The organism is Polaromonas sp. (assembly GCF_029945925.1).
Taxonomy (GTDB): Bacteria; Pseudomonadota; Gammaproteobacteria; order Burkholderiales; family Burkholderiaceae_C; genus Polaromonas.
This window is the reverse complement of the sequence record NZ_JAQSDN010000057.1, coordinates 1-16,250: the sequence shown is the minus strand read 5'-3', so window position 1 is coordinate 16,250 and position 16,250 is coordinate 1. Positions and strand designations below refer to the sequence as shown.

At 64.0% G+C, this 16,250-nt stretch carries 18 protein-coding genes; 10 read left to right on the top strand and 8 right to left on the bottom strand.

Annotated elements, in window-relative coordinates; genetic code table 11:
• Positions 1-51: 51 nt before the first annotated feature.
• Positions 52-294 carry a hypothetical protein gene (locus PSV40_RS19490; protein ID WP_300541004.1) on the bottom strand — a complete coding sequence of 81 codons (243 nt, stop codon included), beginning with the start codon at positions 292-294 and terminating at the stop codon, positions 52-54.
• Positions 295-641: 347 nt separating this feature from the next.
• Between PSV40_RS19490 and PSV40_RS19485 the strand changes: the two genes are divergently transcribed.
• The 4 genes from PSV40_RS19485 (at position 642) to PSV40_RS19470 (ending at position 4,103) form a co-directional block, all read left to right on the top strand.
• Positions 642-1,268: a GbsR/MarR family transcriptional regulator gene (locus tag PSV40_RS19485; protein ID WP_300541002.1), complete on the top strand. Its 627-nt coding sequence runs from the start codon at positions 642-644 to the stop codon at positions 1,266-1,268.
• The gene (locus PSV40_RS19480; RefSeq protein WP_300541000.1) at positions 1,268-2,671 is read left to right on the top strand and encodes a cytochrome ubiquinol oxidase subunit I; all 1,404 of its coding nucleotides are present in this window, start codon (positions 1,268-1,270) and stop codon (positions 2,669-2,671) included. Before PSV40_RS19485 ends, PSV40_RS19480 begins: the two co-directional genes overlap by 1 nt.
• The gene (locus PSV40_RS19475) at positions 2,664-3,695 is read left to right on the top strand and encodes a cytochrome d ubiquinol oxidase subunit II (RefSeq protein ID WP_300540999.1); all 1,032 of its coding nucleotides are present in this window, start codon (positions 2,664-2,666) and stop codon (positions 3,693-3,695) included. Before PSV40_RS19480 ends, PSV40_RS19475 begins: the two co-directional genes overlap by 8 nt.
• 75 nt (positions 3,696-3,770) lie before the next feature.
• Positions 3,771-4,103, top strand: coding sequence for a hypothetical protein (locus PSV40_RS19470; RefSeq protein ID WP_300540997.1), 333 nt, complete (start codon positions 3,771-3,773; stop codon positions 4,101-4,103).
• A 130-nt stretch (positions 4,104-4,233) separates the two neighbouring features.
• On the opposite strand, the gene paaE is transcribed toward PSV40_RS19470, so the two are convergent.
• The 7 genes from paaE to rlmJ all read right to left on the bottom strand — a co-directional run bounded on the left by paaE (position 4,234) and on the right by rlmJ (position 11,291).
• Positions 4,234-5,361 (bottom strand): 1,2-phenylacetyl-CoA epoxidase subunit PaaE, encoded by a 1,128-nt coding sequence (gene paaE / locus PSV40_RS19465; protein ID WP_300540995.1) that lies wholly within the window; start codon positions 5,359-5,361, stop codon positions 4,234-4,236.
• A gap of 122 nt (positions 5,362-5,483) precedes the next feature.
• Positions 5,484-5,987 carry a 1,2-phenylacetyl-CoA epoxidase subunit PaaD gene (paaD, locus tag PSV40_RS19460; protein ID WP_300540993.1) on the bottom strand — a complete coding sequence of 168 codons (504 nt, stop codon included), beginning with the start codon at positions 5,985-5,987 and terminating at the stop codon, positions 5,484-5,486.
• On the bottom strand, positions 5,981-6,772 hold the full coding sequence (gene paaC, locus PSV40_RS19455; protein ID WP_300540991.1) for a 1,2-phenylacetyl-CoA epoxidase subunit PaaC: 792 nt from the start codon (positions 6,770-6,772) through the stop codon (positions 5,981-5,983). The genes paaD and paaC overlap by 7 nt, the downstream gene beginning before the upstream one ends.
• Entirely contained in the window at positions 6,769-7,101 is a 333-nt protein-coding gene (gene paaB, locus PSV40_RS19450) for a 1,2-phenylacetyl-CoA epoxidase subunit PaaB (RefSeq protein WP_300540989.1), read from the bottom strand. The genes paaC and paaB overlap by 4 nt, the downstream gene beginning before the upstream one ends.
• Positions 7,098-8,105, bottom strand: a complete 1,008-nt coding sequence (gene paaA, locus PSV40_RS19445; RefSeq protein ID WP_300540987.1) for a 1,2-phenylacetyl-CoA epoxidase subunit PaaA — start codon at positions 8,103-8,105, stop codon at positions 7,098-7,100. Before paaA ends, paaB begins: the two co-directional genes overlap by 4 nt.
• Positions 8,106-8,209: 104 nt before the next feature.
• The gene (locus PSV40_RS19440; protein ID WP_300540985.1) at positions 8,210-10,261 is read right to left on the bottom strand and encodes a protein kinase; all 2,052 of its coding nucleotides are present in this window, start codon (positions 10,259-10,261) and stop codon (positions 8,210-8,212) included.
• A gap of 31 nt (positions 10,262-10,292) precedes the next feature.
• Entirely contained in the window at positions 10,293-11,291 is a 999-nt protein-coding gene (gene rlmJ, locus PSV40_RS19435; protein WP_300540983.1) for a 23S rRNA (adenine(2030)-N(6))-methyltransferase RlmJ, read from the bottom strand.
• A gap of 200 nt (positions 11,292-11,491) precedes the next feature.
• On the opposite strand from rlmJ, the gene PSV40_RS19430 reads away from it, so the two are divergent.
• The 6 genes from PSV40_RS19430 to erpA all read left to right on the top strand — a co-directional run bounded on the left by PSV40_RS19430 (position 11,492) and on the right by erpA (position 16,053).
• Positions 11,492-13,207 carry a protein kinase gene (locus PSV40_RS19430; RefSeq protein ID WP_300540981.1) on the top strand — a complete coding sequence of 572 codons (1,716 nt, stop codon included), beginning with the start codon at positions 11,492-11,494 and terminating at the stop codon, positions 13,205-13,207.
• A 200-nt stretch (positions 13,208-13,407) separates the two neighbouring features.
• Positions 13,408-13,836 carry a 50S ribosomal protein L13 gene (rplM, locus tag PSV40_RS19425; RefSeq protein ID WP_077593211.1) on the top strand — a complete coding sequence of 143 codons (429 nt, stop codon included), beginning with the start codon at positions 13,408-13,410 and terminating at the stop codon, positions 13,834-13,836.
• An 11-nt stretch (positions 13,837-13,847) separates the two neighbouring features.
• On the top strand, positions 13,848-14,240 hold the full coding sequence (gene rpsI, locus PSV40_RS19420) for a 30S ribosomal protein S9 (protein WP_096667344.1): 393 nt from the start codon (positions 13,848-13,850) through the stop codon (positions 14,238-14,240).
• Positions 14,241-14,421: 181 nt separating this feature from the next.
• Entirely contained in the window at positions 14,422-15,129 is a 708-nt protein-coding gene (locus PSV40_RS19415) for a DUF6776 family protein (protein ID WP_300540978.1), read from the top strand.
• A 39-nt stretch (positions 15,130-15,168) separates the two neighbouring features.
• Positions 15,169-15,612, top strand: a complete 444-nt coding sequence (locus PSV40_RS19410) for a polymer-forming cytoskeletal protein (RefSeq protein ID WP_300540976.1) — start codon at positions 15,169-15,171, stop codon at positions 15,610-15,612.
• A 75-nt stretch (positions 15,613-15,687) separates the two neighbouring features.
• On the top strand, positions 15,688-16,053 hold the full coding sequence (erpA, locus tag PSV40_RS19405) for an iron-sulfur cluster insertion protein ErpA (protein ID WP_300540974.1): 366 nt from the start codon (positions 15,688-15,690) through the stop codon (positions 16,051-16,053).
• Positions 16,054-16,250 lie beyond the last annotated feature (197 nt).

Sequence of the window (16,250 nt, the reverse complement as noted above, 5' to 3'; positions counted from 1 at the left end):
TCATGTTCCTTCGTGACATGTTATGCCTCACACACAAAATTTCTGACAGGCTCATGCGACTAACCAAACGGGACTTCCGCCCAGCGGCCAAAGCATGCCCAAGAGCAGGAGAACGACCATGACCGCCCGGCGCCACCAACTGAACGGGAGCCACGGGTTAAGCAGAACGCCCGAGAGTTTCGTGCGGTGCGTTTCAAGAATCGCGCGCTGCTCAGGTGTCAGATCGCCGGCGTTGAGTTCAGCCTCAATCTCAGCGAGCGCTTTCTTGGCTTCTTGGTGCTGCTCAGGAGTCATGTGTTTTCCTGCGGGGCATAACTTAATGTACATAGCAAGGTTAGCTCGATAAACTGGCCAGTACTCGATATTCTGGACCGACCAGATACGCGCAAGTCATTGTTCTTGAATGAATATTCCATATTCGCTGCCACCCCTCAGCTAAATAAAAAGGCGCCAAACCCCGCAGCCGCGAGTTTAGGCGCTGTTATGCGCATCGCGCATCCCCCATTTGGACGGTTTCCTTTTTTTGGCCCGTCCGCAAAACCCTCTGGATCGCAATGGCAAAAAACCTTGCATTTCTGATCTGCGTCATTGAATTCCTATAATTTCAGTAATTCCTGAAAATTCAGTAAACCCGGACTGCCATGAACCTCGCCCCCCTGACCCAGCGTTTTGTCCTGCACTTCGGCGAAATGGGCAGCCGCTGGGGCATCAACCGCACCGTGGGGCAGATTTATGCGCTGCTGTATGTCTCGCCGCGGGCGCTCAATGCCGACGACATTGGCGAGGCGCTCGCGTTTTCGCGCTCCAACGTCAGCATGGGGCTCAAGGAGCTGCAGTCGTGGAACCTGGTGCGGCTGCAGCACCTGCCCAACGACAGGCGCGAGTATTTCCAGGCACCGGAAGACGTGTGGGCCATTTTCCGCACGCTGGCCGAGGAGCGACGCAAGCGCGAGATCGACCCCACGCTGTCCATGCTGCGCGACGCGCTGATGGAGCAGCCTTCGGGTCACGATGACATCCACGCCCAGGCGCGCATGAGGCAGATGCACGACCTGATCGAACTCATGACCGGCTGGCTGGCCGACGTGCAGAAAATGGATTCAGCCACGCTGGTCAGCCTGATGAAGATGGGCGCCAAGGTGCAGAAGTTGCTGGAGGTCAAGGACAAGGTGACCAGCACAGTGAAGGCCGGCTTGACAGGTCGCGCCGCTGCGTCCAAGCTGGCGGCGCCGCCGGCGGCTGTTCCCGACGAAAACAACCGGAGCTGATGATGGACGGACTCGACGCATTCCTGCTGGCGCGCATTCAGTTTGCGGCCAACATCACTTTTCACATCCTGTTTCCGACGATCAGCATTTCGCTGGCTTGGGTGCTGCTGTTTTTCAAGCTGCGTTTCGTCAAGACCGGCCAGCAGCACTGGATGGATGCCTACCAGTTCTGGGTCAAGATTTTTGCACTGACCTTTGCGCTGGGTGTGGTCAGCGGCATCACCATGAGTTTCCAGTTCGGCACCAACTGGCCGGGCTACATGGAAAAGGTCGGCAACATCGCCGGGCCGCTGCTGGCTTATGAAGTGCTGACGGCCTTCTTTCTCGAGGCGACCATGCTGGGCGTGATGTTGTTCGGCCGCGAGCGCGTGAGCGAAACCCTGCACACCGTGGCCACGCTGCTGGTGGCCGGCGGCACCACACTGTCGGCTTTCTGGATCCTGGCGCTCAACTCCTGGATGCAGACCCCGACCGGCTTTGAAATGATCAACGGCCAGGCCCATGTGACCAGCTGGTTCGAGGTGATCTTCAACCCCTCGTTTCCCTACCGCCTGGTGCACATGCTGCTGGCCTCCGGCCTGACGGTGGCGTTTCTGGTGGCCGGCATCTCCGCCTACCGCTGGCTGCGCAATGACCGCGGCGCCGAGGTCATGGCCAGCCTGAAAACCGGCGTCTACCTGGCCGCCTTCCTGATTCCGCTGCAGATCGTCGCCGGCGACTTCCACGGGCTGAACACGCTGGAACACCAGCCAGCCAAGCTGGCGGCCATGGAAGGAATCTGGAAAACCCAGAAAGGCGCGCCCGCCATTCTGTTTGCCCTGCCCGACGCCAAGGCCAAGGAGAACCGCTACGAAATCGCCATCCCGAAACTGGCCTCGCTGTACCTGACCCATTCGCTTGATGGCGAAATCAAGGGCCTGGACCAGTTCGAAGGCAAACACCCGCCGGTGGCGCCGGTGTTCTGGGCTTTTCGCATCATGGTGGGCATGGGCGTGCTGATGCTGCTGGTCAGCTGGGCCAGCACGTGGCAGCTTGCACCGTGGAAGAAGGGTCCGGAACGCAACCTGAGGCCCTGGCATGCGAAGCTGCTGGTGGCCATGACCTTTGCCGGCTGGGTGGCGCTGATCGCCGGCTGGTATGTCACCGAGATCGGCCGGCAGCCCTGGCTGGTGACCGGTGTGCTGACGGCGGCCGAGGCGGCATCCAGCGTGCCCGCGCCGCGCATAGCCCTCACGCTGTCCCTCTACCTCACGCTGTATGCGGCGCTGATCGTGGCCTACATCTCGGTGGTGTTTTACCTGGCGCGCCACAGGAAACATGCGGACAAGCCGTTTGGCACCGGCCTGGAAGACACACCCAATCCCGTGACCTACCCGGAACAGGAAGGAGCTCCCCATGCTTGACCTTGCGCCCGACCTGACCCAGGCCGCTGGCTGGATGCCGATTGTTTTCCTGGCGGTCATGGGCCTGGCGATGCTGGCCTACGTGATTCTCGACGGTTACGACCTGGGTGTGGGCGTGTTGATGCGCCGCGCCAGCGACGACGACAAGGACACCATGATTGCCAGCATCGGCCCCTTCTGGGATGCCAATGAAACCTGGCTGGTGCTGGGCGTCGGCATTCTGCTCACCGTGTTCCCGATGGCGCATGGCGTGATCCTGGGGGCGCTGTATCTGCCGGTGGCCTTCATGCTGATCGGGCTGACGCTGCGCGGTGTGGCCTTTGACTTCCGCGTGAAGGCGCGAGCGGCACACAAGCCGCTGTGGAACCGCCTGTTCTACACCGGCTCGCTGCTGGCCAGCTGGAGCCAAGGCTACATGCTGGGCTCGCTGATCACGGGTTTTGCCGACACCTGGTGGACCATGGCGTTCAACGCCGTGATCGGGCTGGCACTGGTGGCCGCCTACTGCCTGCTGGGCGCCGGCTGGCTCATCATCAAGTCCGAAGGCGCGCTGCAACTGCAGGCGGTGCGCTGGGCGCGTGGCAGCCTGCTGTTCACCATGGCCGGTGTTGCCGCCATCTCGATCGCCACGCCGCTGGTCAGCCAGCGTATTTTCGAAAAGTGGTTTTCCTTCCCGAACATTGTGCTGCTGCTGCCGATTCCGGCGGCCACCGCCGTGCTGTTCGCCATCATTTTCCGCAGCCTGCAGCGGTTGCCGGTGCGCCTGGGCCAGGGCAATGAATACGGTGCCTGGGTGCCCTTCGGTGCGACGGTGGGCGTGTTCCTGCTGGCGTTTTACGGCCTGGCCTACAGCCTGTTTCCGTGGCTGGTCATCGACCGGATCACGATCTGGCAGGCGGCCACGGCGCCCGAAGCGATGGGTGTCATCCTGGTGGGCGCGCTGGTCGTGCTGCCCATGATCATCGGTTACACGGTGTTTGCCTACCGCGTGTTCTGGGGAAAAAGCACGGCGCTGAAATATTGAAGAGCCCTGGATTCAGGGAGTAGGTAAAATCGGCAGCGGGTTGCCACCGCCTAACTTCCTACCATCCTTCCTCCCATGAGAACGCAAAGCAAATACCAGGCATCACTCCTAGCGGCCGCCGGCTTGTCGGACGCGCAGCGGCAGGCGGCGGAAGCAAAGTTCCTTGAAATGCTGGAGCGAACTTTCGGCGGCGGGTCGGCCGTGCGGGGCGCCTATTGCGAATGGATGGCTGCCCGCTCCCTGCGCGCTGAAAATCCGTCCGACGCGAGCGCTCCCGAGGAGCTGCAGGCGATTGCCCGCTGGGAAAAAGCCACCGAAGAGGCGACCCGTTCGGTGTTCAGCCAGATGAAAATTGCCGCGACCGATGCTTTTTTCGAACTCCACGTCTGGAATTCAAGAACCCACTGAGCCCGCCCCGCGGCAGGGGGCACTTCCCCTTCAAGCAGGGGCCGCGGAACCGGCTTCGCCGGGCCGCAGGCGCAGCGCCCCCTCGGGGGGCAGCGCATTACACGAAGTGAAAAGCGTGGGGGCTGTCGGTCTACCTTTCATCGTAGCTGATACGCACGCTGTCGCTCAGGGGCCGCGCCTGGCAACTCAGCACAAAGCCTTTTTGCACTTCCCAGTCTTCCAGCGTGAAGTTTTTTTCCATGGCGACCTGGCCCTCGAGCACCCTGGCACGGCAGGTGCAGCAGACGCCGCCCTTGCAGCTGTAGGGCAGGTCCAGGCCGGCGGCCAGGGCCACGTCCAGCACACGTTCATGCGCGTGCATGCGCAACTCGTGTGCCTTGCCGTCGAGCTGCACCGACAGGCGGATGGCGCCTATGGTTCCGATGATTTCGCTATTTTTCAAGCCTTTTTGGCCTCCAGCGCCCGTCCCTTCTGCGCCGGCAGCTCCTGATTTCATAGCGTTGGCGGGCTGCGCTGCGCTGGTGAAACGTTCGGCGTGGATGCGTTCCCTGGGCACGCCGGCCGCCAGCAGGGCCTGCAGGCAGCCTTCGATCATGGCTTCCGGCCCGCAGACAAAGGTTTCGTCGATGCTGTCCGGCGGGATCAGCGTGGCCAGCAGTTCGCTGACCTTGGCCGCGTCGAGCCGGCCGTTGAACAGCGGCACATCCTGCGACTGGCGCGAGAGCAGGTGGACCAGGCTCAAACGGGACGGATAACGGTCCTTGAGGTCCTGCAGCGCTTCATTGAACAGGATGCTGCCGGTGCGCTGGTTGCAGTACACCAGCGTGAAGGTGGCCTGCGGCTCGCCGGCCAGCGTGCTGGCGATGATGGACAGCAGCGGTGTGATGCCCGAGCCGGCGGCCCAGCCGACGCGGTGCACCGCACCGCTCAGGCGCGGCGTGAAGCGGCCGTCCGGCGGCATCACGTCCAGGGTGTCGCCGGGCTGCAACTGCGTGGCCCAGTTGGAGAAGACCCCGCCTTCGACCGGCTTGATGCCGACTTCGATGTCGTGTTCCGCGGCCAGGCGCTGCGTGCTGCTGCAGATGGAGTAGCTGCGCCGTACCGGCTCACCGTCTATCGTGGCCTTGAGCGTGAGGAACTGGCCCGGGGTGAAGCGGTAAAGTTCCCGCAGCTCTGCCGGAATCGCAAAGCTGACGGCCACGGCCCCGGCCGCTTCGGGCGTGACGCGTGAAATGGTGAGTGAATGGAAGTAGGACATGTGAAGTCAGTTGCAGGTGTTTTCTTGACCAGCCGGGGCCGCGGAACCGGCTTTGCCGGGCCGCAGGCGCAGCGCCCCCTCGGGGGGCAGAGAGCTACACGGAGTGAGCGAACGTGGGGGCATCAATAACTTTTGAAGTAGTCGAAGGGCTCCAGGCAGTCCAGGCACTTGTACAGCGCCTTGCAGGCGGTGGAGCCGAAGTGCGAGGTCTCGGTCGTGTTGGCCGAGCCGCACTGCGGACAGGCCACAGCCTCAGCCGCCTGGTGCCGGCGCGCAAAGCGGATGACCTTGTCGCTGCCGGGCGTGGTGGTGTGCGGCGGCGCAATGCCGTAGCTGCGCAGTTTGGCCTTGGCGGCCGCGCTCATCCAGTCGGTGGTCCAGGCAGGTGCCAGCTGGGTGGTGATGCGCGCGCTAAGCTGGTGCTGCGCCAGCGCGGCGCGAATGTCGTCCTCGATCTGGCCCATGGCCGGGCAGCCGCTGTAGGTCGGCGTGATGATGACTTCCACGCCGTCCTTGACATGGCGCACGTCGCGCAAAATGCCCAGCTCACGGATGGACACCACCGGAATCTCCGGGTCGGGCACGGCTTCGAGCACGTCCCAGACCTGCTGCAGGGTGTTCACCATAGAGCGTTCGGGTGAGCGCGCGCCAGGCTTTGCATCTCGGCCAGCAGCGGTGCCAGGTGTTCGCTGTGCTGTGCGTTTTTGCCCTGCGGTAAACCGGTGCCGGGAGCCGGCCGCTGCAGCCCGGCTTCCTGCAGGGCGTCGTTGACCAGTTCGTCCCAGCGGCCCCGCAAAGGCGCGGTGCTTGTCATCAGCTCCTCTGTCGAGGCTTCTTTTTCGATAGCGCCTGGTGCCCAGAATTCAGCGGTGTAGGGCATTAAACGGTTCAGGGCGGCCTGAGTGCGGGCCTGCGATTCGGTCGTGCCGTCGCCCAGGCGCACCAGCCAGTCGCGCGAGTGGCGAAAGTGGTAAGACACTTCCTTGAACGATTTGCCGGCAATGGCGGCGAGCTGCGCGTCTTTCGATGCCTGCAGCGCTTCCCACTGCAACAGCATCAGTGCGCTGTAGAGAAAATTGCGGACGATGGTGGTGGCGTAGTCGCGCTCCGAGGTGCTGGACGCATGCGGCAGTTCCAGCAGGGTGTAGTTGCGGAAGTCGGTGGCATCGCGGAAATAGGCCAGCGAATCTTCGGTGGCGCCGTCACCAGCCACCACAGCGGCATGCTGGTACAACAAACGCGCCTGGCCGATCAGGTCCAGGCTCATGTTCGCCAGCGCGATGTCTTCTTCCAGCACCGGGCCGTTGCCGCACCACTCGGCGTTGCGCTGGCCGAGCACCAGCGCGTTGTCGGCCAGGTGCAGCAGGTAGCCCAGTGGGGCTGTTCTAGCGGGGGCTTCAACGGTATTCACATGTGGCCCACTTCGTCAGGGATCTCGTAAAAGGTCGGGTGCCGGTAAATCTTGTCGGCCATGGGTTCGAAAAACGCGGCCTTGTCGTCAGGCTCGCTGGCGGTGATGGTGTTGGATGGCACGACCCAGATGCTCACGCCCTCCTGGCGCCGTGTGTAAACGTCGCGCGCCATCTGCAGCGCCTGCTGCGCATCGGCGGCGTGCAGGCTGCCGCAGTGTTTGTGCTCCAGCCCCTGCTTGGACCTGACGAACACTTCCCAGAGGGGCCACTCGCGCTGTACGACTCCCTCTCCCTCTGGCAGAGGGGTGGGGTGAGGGCTCTTACTCATGCTGCTTCCTTCATCTGGCGGGCTTTCTGTTTGGCTGCATGGGCCTGCGCTGCATCGCGCACCCACTGGCCGTCTTCATGCGCCTTGACGCGGTTGGCCAGGCGCTCCTTGTTGCAGGGGCCATTGCCGTTGACCACGGCCCAGAACTCGTCCCAGTCGATGGCGCCGTAGTTGTGCTGCTGGCGCTCCTCGTTCCACTTCAGGTCGGGGTCGGGCAAGGTCACGCCCAGCACCGCGGCCTGCGGCACCGTGGCGTCGACAAACTTCTGGCGCAGGTCGTCGTTGGAAATGCGCTTGATGCCCCAGCGCATGCCTTGCGCGGTGTTGGTGCTGGCCGCATCGGGCGGGCCGAACATGGCCAGCACCGGCCACCACCAGCGGTTCACCGCGTCCTGCACCATGGCGCGTTGCTCTGGGGTGCCCCGCATCTGCACCATCAGGCTTTCGAAGCCCTGGCGCTGGTGAAAACTTTCTTCCTTGCAGATGCGGATCATGGCGCGCGCATACGGCCCGTAGGAGCAGCGGCAGATCGGCACCTGGTTCATGATGGCCGCGCCGTCAACCAGCCAGCCGATCACGCCGACATCGGCCCACTGCAGCGTCGGGTAGTTGAAGATGGAGCTGTACTTGGCCTTGCCGCTGTGCAGCGCGTCGAGCAGGCTGTCGCGGCCCACGCCCAAGGTTTCGGCGGCGGAATACAGGTAGAGGCCGTGGCCGCCTTCGTCCTGCACCTTGGCCAGCAAGATCGCCTTGCGCTTGAGCGAGGGTGCGCGCGAAATCCAGTTGCCCTCGGGCTGCATGCCGATGATCTCGCTGTGCGCGTGCTGGCTGATCTGGCGCACCAGGGTGCGGCGGTAGGCCTCGGGCATCCAGTCCTGCGGCTCAATCTTCTGGTCGGCGTCGATTTTTTCGTCGAAGCGGGTCTGCAAGGCGTCGGGGGCCGCCGGGACGGAAGCCAAGGCCGGGGCCGACGTATCGGGCACGTCGAGTGATTGTGTGTACATGTCTTGTCTCCTGTCACCCGGTCTGCAGGGCGGGGGTAAGCCGAAGTATAGCGAATTAACCGACCGATCGGTCGGTTAATGGTTGACTCCGCCGCAGGGGGCTTTCAGCTCACCCGTGCGAGGTCCGCCAGCAGGGCGTCGGCCGATGCATAACGGTCGTCGGGGTTTTTCGCCATCAATTTGTTGACGATGGGCTGCAGAGCGGCGTGCGCCGCGGGCAACACCGGCGTGTCCGCATGCAGGTGCCTGGCCAGCAGCAGTTCCAGCGATTCCGCGATGAAAGGGCGCCGTCCGGCCAGCATCTCGAACAGCATGACGCCCAGGCTGTAGAGGTCGGAGCGGGCCGTCACGGTTTTGCCACTGACCTGCTCGGGGCTCATGTAATAGGGCGTGCCGACCACATCGCCGTGCCGGGTCTGCGTCAGGCCCAGGCTTTCGGCCTGCAGCATGGATTTGGCGATGCCGAAATCAGCCAGCGCCACCGAGCCGTCGTGGCGCAGCATCACGTTTTCGGGTTTGATGTCGCGGTGCACGATGCCGTGGCTGTGGATCGCCGCCAGGGCCAGCGCCATCTGTTGCACCACCTCGAGTGCCTGCTCGCGGGTCATGCCGGGGCCGAACAGGCCGCGCAGGTCCCCGCGCTCGAAATACTCCATCGCGATGTAGGCGTGTTCGTCGCTGAAGCCCTGGTCGTGGATGCGGATCACGTTCGGATGGTTGATCTGGCTCAGCAGGGCGTACTCCTGGATGAAGCGCACCAGGTGCTCCGACGCTTCCTTGCCGCGCAAATCCAGCACCTTGAGCACGATGGGCAGGCCGTCGGCCTCGCGTTCGGCCAGGTAAACCTCGGTCATGCCGCCGGCGCCGATTTTCCGGGTGAGGCGGTAGCCCTTCAGGCGCACGGGTTCGGTGTCGGGCTCAAAGCGCTGCTCTTTCAGCGCGGCCAGCTTGGCCTGCAGGGCATCCTTGACGGCCCGCGCGGTGATCCCGGAGTTGGTTCTGACCGCCGCGCTGATTTCGTCGGCACGCTCGGTCAGGCTGGCCATGCCGTGGACCTTGTCGTCCATCCCGGTCACCAGTCCGGTGATTTCCACCACGTCCAGCGTGAGGTTCTTGCCGGGGACGGTCAGTGTCTCCTGCGCGCCGGTCTGGATGCCGGGGCCGGCACCGGCCAGTACGGCGCGGCTGGCCAGCACGGTCCAGCCGCGCTCGCGGGTGACCGCCTCCAGACGCGCGGCGAGGCTGACGGTAGTGCCCACCGGCATCAGTTCATGGCTGCCCGGCGGGCCCATGCGGCACAGCGTGGTCTCGCCGCTGTGCAGCCCGATGCCGATGGCAAACGGCGGCAGGCCGCGGTCCGGGAAACGCTGCGCCAGCCAGTCCCGGAACTCGTGGGCCGCGAGCGCCATCGCCAGCGCCGCGGAAACGGCGCGACGCTGCGCCGACAGCGGCGACTCGCTGAGCGTGTCGGCAAACACCGCCATCAGGCCGTCGCCGACGAACTTGAGGTGCCGCCCGCCGTTCTTGAGCACCGGCTGGCAACTGCGCTCGAAGTAGCCGGTCAGCAATTGCGAGACCTCACTGGCCTCGAGTTTTTCGGCCAGCGAGGTGAAGTGGCGAATCGTCGACACCAGCACCGTGGCGTCGAGTGCCTGCCCGTCTTCGCTGTCCGCCGGCATGTCCACCGGAAAGGCTTCAGGCCGGCCGCCGCCAATGTCGCTGCCGAACGCCGTGCGCAGGCGCGCCTCGAGTGCCGCCAGGCTGGACGCAATGCGTGTGTCGACGAGGTTTTTTTTGCGCAGCTGCGCGTCGACGGCTTCGAGTAGCTCGGTGCGCGTGAAAGGCTTGGACAGGTAGTCGTCGGCGCCACCGGTCATGCCGCGGCGCATGCTGCCGCGGTCGTCCAGCGCGGTCAGCAGCATGAACGGGGTGGTTGCCAGCGCCGGGTCGGCCCGCACCGCAGCCAGCAGCTCAAAGCCGTCCATGCCGGGCATGTTGACGTCCGAAATGATCAGGTCCGGCGTGCGGGCCCTGGCGTGTGCGAGGCCGGCCTGACCATCGGCGGCCGAGACCGCCTCGAACCCCTCCAGCGTGAGCAGGCGGGCGATGTTGCTGCGAATGGCGTCGTCGTCCTCGACCACCAGGATCACATGCATGGGCAGACCCTTTGCCGGCGGCAGTGTCCGGTCAGCCGCCGTGGTCCAGCGTGAAGCCGGCGTTGCGGTCCTGTCCCAGGCGCGCCACCAGCTGCGGCAGGGCCGCCTGCAGGTCGGCCTTGAGCGTGTGCGGCGGATTGATCACAAACATGCCGCTGGCCGGCAGGCCCGGGCGTTTGACGTCGCCGGCCTCGTCGGTGGTGAGCTTGCTGGACTTGACCGTGAGGGTGGCGTTGAGCCAGCTGCGGCCCGCCTTGGTCGCCAGCGTCTTGAGCTTGCGCGGCAGGTCATGGGCCTCGGGGCGCGGAATGATGGGGTACCAGACCACGTAGGTGCCGGTGGCAAAACGCTTGACGGCATCGCCCATGCAGGCGGCGACGCGGGCGTAATCGCTCTTGATCTCGTAGCTCGGGTCGCACAGCACCATGGCGCGGCGCGCCGGCGGCGGCAAAAAGGTCTTCAGCACCTCAAAGCCGTCCTCGCACGCCACCGTGACCTGGCGGCCCACGCCCAGTTGCGCGATGTTGCCGGTCAGCGACTTGAAATCGGTCGGGTGCAGTTCAAACAGCTTGAGCTTGTCGCGGCCGCTGAGGAACTGCTGTTCGATGAAGGGCGAGCCGGGGTAAATCTTCAGCTGCGCCGGGTCGCCGCTGGCGGCGAACTGCGGGTTCAGGCTGCGGAGCAGGTCGACATAGTCCTGCAGCGCAGGGGCCAGGGGCTCGTCGGCCGCTGCTTTCGCTGCGCCCGGGGTTTTGGGGGGTGCTACCTTTTTGGTAGCTGCTGGCGCTGATGCAGAAAGGGCTGCGGGTGTTTTTGATGCAGAAACCAGGCGGAAGATGCCTTCCTGCGCTTCGCCGCTGGTTTCGGTGTAGTCGCCGTCGAGGCGGTACAAACCGGCGCCGGCGTGCGTGTCGATCACGGTCAGCGCCGTGTCTTTCTGGGTCAAATACTTCATCAACGCAATCAGCGTGGTGTGCTTGAGCACATCGGCATGGTTGCCGGCATGGAAGGCGTGGCGATAACTGAACATGTCGCTATGTTAACGGGCGCCGCCCGACAGGCGCTTTTTTTGCTGCCCCGGTTCATCGGGCCGCAAGCTTGCAATCTGCAACACAATACCGACGGACGCAGCATTCTGGCCGCCCGGGCGCCTTGACGGCGGCTGGGCAGCCATGCCTAATGACAGCCCCACGTTGCCACCTGCAGCTCCCCTGTTGCCACAGTCCCTTCATGACAGCCTCGCCCAGCCCGACCCCTGTGTCACTGATCACGCATGTGGATGCCTTGCCGGTGGGCACGCGACTGGCCGAGTTTGAAGTGCTGGGCTTGCTGGGGGCCGGTGGTTTTGGCATGGTTTACCAGGCCTTTGACCACTCGCTGCAGCGGCCGGTGGCCATCAAGGAGTTCATGCCGGCCACGCTGGCCTGTCGCGGCCCGGATGGCGCGGTGGTGGTTCGCGACCCGGCCGACCAGGCGGCCTTTCAGGCCGGGCTGCAGTCGTTTGTGGTCGAGGCGCAGCTGCTGGCCCAATTCGACCATCCCTCGCTGGTCAAGGTTTTCCGTTACTGGGAAGCGCACCGGACGGCCTACATGGTGATGCCCCTCTACCGCGGCATCACGCTGCAGGCGGCGCGCAGCCAGATGCGCAGCCCGCCGACCGAGGCCTGGCTGCGCAAGGTCCTGTGGGCGGTGCTGGGCGCGCTCAAGACCCTGCACCAGGGACGCGCGGTGCACCGCGACGTCTCGCCCGACAACATCTTCCTGCAGGACATCGGCCCGCCGGTGCTGCTGGACCTGGGCGCGGCGCGCCATGCCATGGGCGGCAAGACGCAGGACCTGACCGATGCCTTCAAGCTCAGTTACGCGCCGCTGGAGCAGCACGCCGGCGCGCCCGACATGCGTCAGGGGCCGTGGACCGACCTGTATGCGCTGGCCGCCGTGGTGCACGGCCTGCTTTGCAACAAGCCGCCGCTGCCGGCCACCTTCCGGGCCGTGCGCGACCGCCTGCCGCCTTTTGCCCGTGTGGCGCGCACCGTGCAGGAGCAGTTTGGCCTCGGGTATTCGCAGCCCTTTGTGCAGGCGGTCAGCCAGGCGCTGGCGATCGACGCCAGGGACAGGCCGCAAAGCGTGGGGGCCTTGGTGCAACTCATGGCGCTCGAAACGCCCAATGGCATGTCCCGTTTCGACTGGCGTGCCGAACTGGGCCCGATCTGGGCGCCGCCGGGCTTGTCCGGCCCACCGCCGGCGGCCAGGGTGGAGTCGCCAGCGCCGCAGCCTCCCGCACCGGCGCCTCGCAATGATCCAACACAGCCCTTGGCCGCTGCGCCCCGGCGGCGGGACGTTGTCACCCCGCGGCCGGCTGTTTCGGCGCCGGCCACTGCCGTGGCCGCGCCCGTCCGGTCCGGCCTTTCGTGGCGTGTGGGTGCCGGCGTGGTGGCCGTGGCCGTTGTTGCCCTGTTGCTGGGCCTGATGCTGGGAAGGGGCGCCCGCGCGCCCGAGACCCGGCTCGCGCAGGCTCCAGACGCTGCTGCGCCCGTGCAGCGGGTGGCCAGCCCGCCGCCCGCCACACTTGCCGAACCCGTGGCGGTGCCGGCAGCACCCGTGCAGCAGGTCGCGGCTGTCGCCAGGGCGCCTTTGCTCCCGGAACAGCGTCCAACCCCTGCCGCCAAGCGTCTCCCTGCAAAAAAGACAGTGGCGCCGGCTGATGCCGCGAACCCGCCGTCCCCGACGGTGCCGCCGCTGGTAGCCGCCGTGGCGCCGGAACGGGTGGAGGTGCCGCAGCGCGCGAAGTCGCCGGACCCGCTCGCCCTGTGCGCCGACAGCAATTTTGTGACCCGTCCCATGTGTATTTTTCGCCAGTGCCAGAAGCCGGAGATGGCCAAGCTCCCGCTGTGTGTTGAAAACAACGCCCGGCTGCAGAACAGCCGGCGGGCCGACGGGTTCTAGCTCACCCCCCCCCGAAACAGGGCGCTGCGGCGGCCTGGCCCCGCAATGCTGCCCACGCAGCCCTGGATTTTGTATAATGGAAGGCTTCGCAGCGATCGGCTGGCCCCGCGGCGAAGCTTGAACCCCACCTAAGAGGTTTCCATCAGAGAAACACCGACCGTGGAAAAGGGCTGCTCAAACCAACTTTTGAAAAGTAAACCATGACAACTTTCAGCGCAAAACCCGCTGACGTGGTGCATGAGTGGTTTGTGATTGACGCGACCGACAAGGTCCTCGGACGAGTAGCCAGCGAAGTTGCTCTCCGTTTGCGCGGCAAACACAAGGCCATTTATACGCCTCACGTCGATACCGGTGACTTCATCGTCATCATCAACGCAGCCCAGCTTCGTGTCACCGGCGCCAAGTCGACCGACAAGATCTACTATCGCCATTCGGGTTACCCCGGCGGTATCTCGGCCACGAATTTCCGCGACATGCAAACCAAGTTTCCGGGCCGCGCCCTGGAAAAAGCCGTCAAGGGCATGCTGCCCAAGGGCCCGCTCGGTTACGCCATGATCAAAAAACTCAAGGTGTACGGTGGTGCAGAGCATCCGCACACCGCCCAACAGCCTAAAGTGCTGGAAATTTAAGGAGCCTTGAGATGATTGGTGAATGGAACAATGGCACCGGCCGTCGCAAATCAAGCGTCGCCCGCGTGTTCATCAAAAAAGGCACTGGCAAGATCACGGTCAACGACCGTGACATCCAGACTTTCTTCGGTCGCGAAACCTCGATCATGATCTGCAAGCAGCCCCTGTACCTGACCAACCATGTCGAAACCTTCGACATCATGGTCAACGTGCACGGCGGCGGCGAGTCCGGCCAGGCCGGTGCGATCCGCCACGGCATTACCCGCGCGCTGATCGACTATGACACCACCCTCAAGCCGGCGCTGAGCCAGGCCGGGTTTGTCACGCGTGATGCACGTGAAGTCGAGCGTAAGAAAGTCGGCTTCCGTTCGGCACGCCGTCGCAAGCAGTTCAGCAAGCGTTAAACCGCTTTTGCTGTCTCCGAAAAGCCGCCTGGTTTGCGCCTGGCGGCTTTTTTCATTGGCGTTTGCAGCGGGCACTCGGGGCGGCCGACACAAATCCTTGCCGCTGCCTGCCGGGTAGCGCTCAGCGGAGGCTGCATCTGCGTGCACAATTCACTTCCTGGAAGACAACCCAAGGTCGCTTTTGAAATTCCGCCTGTTTCGCCGCCGCCTGACCATCAGCTCCCCGCGCATGGCCATTCGCACGTCCTTGCCCTGGCCGCTGCGCTGGGCGCTGGGCGCGGTGATGCTCGGGTTTTCTGCAGCCATCGCGTTGTGGACCTTCGAACTCGGCGTCAGCATCGCGGGGCTGGACAAGGATGCCAAGCTGGAGCTGACCAGGCTGCGCGAAGAGGTCGCCGCACTGCGCGCGGAGCGCGACAAATCGCAGTCGATCGCCAACATTTCGGGCAGCCTGCTGACTGCCGAGAAGGCTGCGCAGGAAAAAATGGCGGCCCAGATCCGCCAGCTCGAAGCGGACAACCGCCTGCTGCGCGACGATCTCGGTTTTTTTGAAAAACTCCTGCCTGCCGGCGGTGCGGAAAACGCCGCCATCCGCGGCCTGCAGGCCGAAGCCCTGACCGACATGCAGGTCAAGTGGCAGGTGCTGGTGATCCAGCCGGTCAAGGACGCACCGGTGTTCAACGGCAAGCTGGAACTGACGTTCAGCGGCACCCTGGCCGGCAAGCCATGGACAACAGGCTTGCCGGGCGGCGCCCAGCTCCTGCAGTTCAAGCAGTACCGCCGCATCGAAGGGGTGCTCGACCTGCCCCCCCTGGCCGTGGTACAAACGGTAACCGCCAAGGTCCTCGAAGGAACGGCCATCCGCTCCGTCCAGACCATCAAGCTTTGAACCCCCGCTTCAACATCCAGGATCTCACAGGATTTGTCCATGTTTGGTAAAAAATCGCAGCCCCCGATCAAAAGCCTGATTGCCCAGGGCACTTGCATAGAAGGCAACCTGAAGTTCACCGACGGTTTGCGCATCGACGGCGAGGTGATGGGTGACATCCGCGCCAACGAGGGCAGCCCCAGCATCCTGGTGATCAGCGAGTCGGCCTGTGTGACCGGAGCCATCTATGCCGACCACGTCATCATCAACGGCCGCGTCATGGGCCCGGTGCACGCGGCGGAACTGCTCGAGTTGCAGCCCAAGGCCAAGATCCAGGGCGATGTGGCTTACAAAGCCCTTGAAATGCACCAGGGGGCCGTCATTTTTGGGCAATTGCGGCCCACCAACCATGAAGTCAGCGACAAGCCCCTGCTGAAGCTGGCTGCCAACAACGTGGAGAAAACCCGGGAAGACGCGCCGGTCAGCGGCTTCGGCCGAATCTAAGCCAGCGTGAGCCTTATGGTTGATTGAATTGCTGTACTATTAAAACTGTCAAGTTTCTGAAATACGGAGTTCCCCATGAGCGCAGTAGCTGAAAACATCCAGACCGACATGCCCGCCCCCTTTGTCTTCACCGACAGCGCGGCGGCCAAGGTGGCGGACCTGATTGCCGAAGAAGGCAATCCGGACCTGAAACTGCGCGTGTTTGTTCAAGGCGGCGGCTGCTCCGGCTTCCAGTACGGCTTCACCTTCGACGAAATCACCAACGAAGACGACACCACCATGACCAAAAATGGCGTGTCCCTGCTGATCGACGCCATGAGTTACCAGTATCTGGTGGGCGCTGAAATTGACTACAAGGACGACCTCGAAGGCGCCCAGTTCGTGATCAAGAACCCCAACGCCACCAGCACCTGTGGTTGCGGTTCCAGCTTTTCGGCCTGAGTTTCTCCAGCCCTTTAAAAAAAGGACCTTCGGGTCCTTTTTTTATGGCCGCCGCTCAACGTAAGCAGTCGACACCGTTGGGGGTTTTCACTTCAAGCCAGGGCCGCGGATCCGGCTTTGCCGGTCCGCCGGCGCAGTGCCCACTAGTACATCAACACGTAAGTTTCGAAACATAGTATCGCCCAAGCTTTGTATCT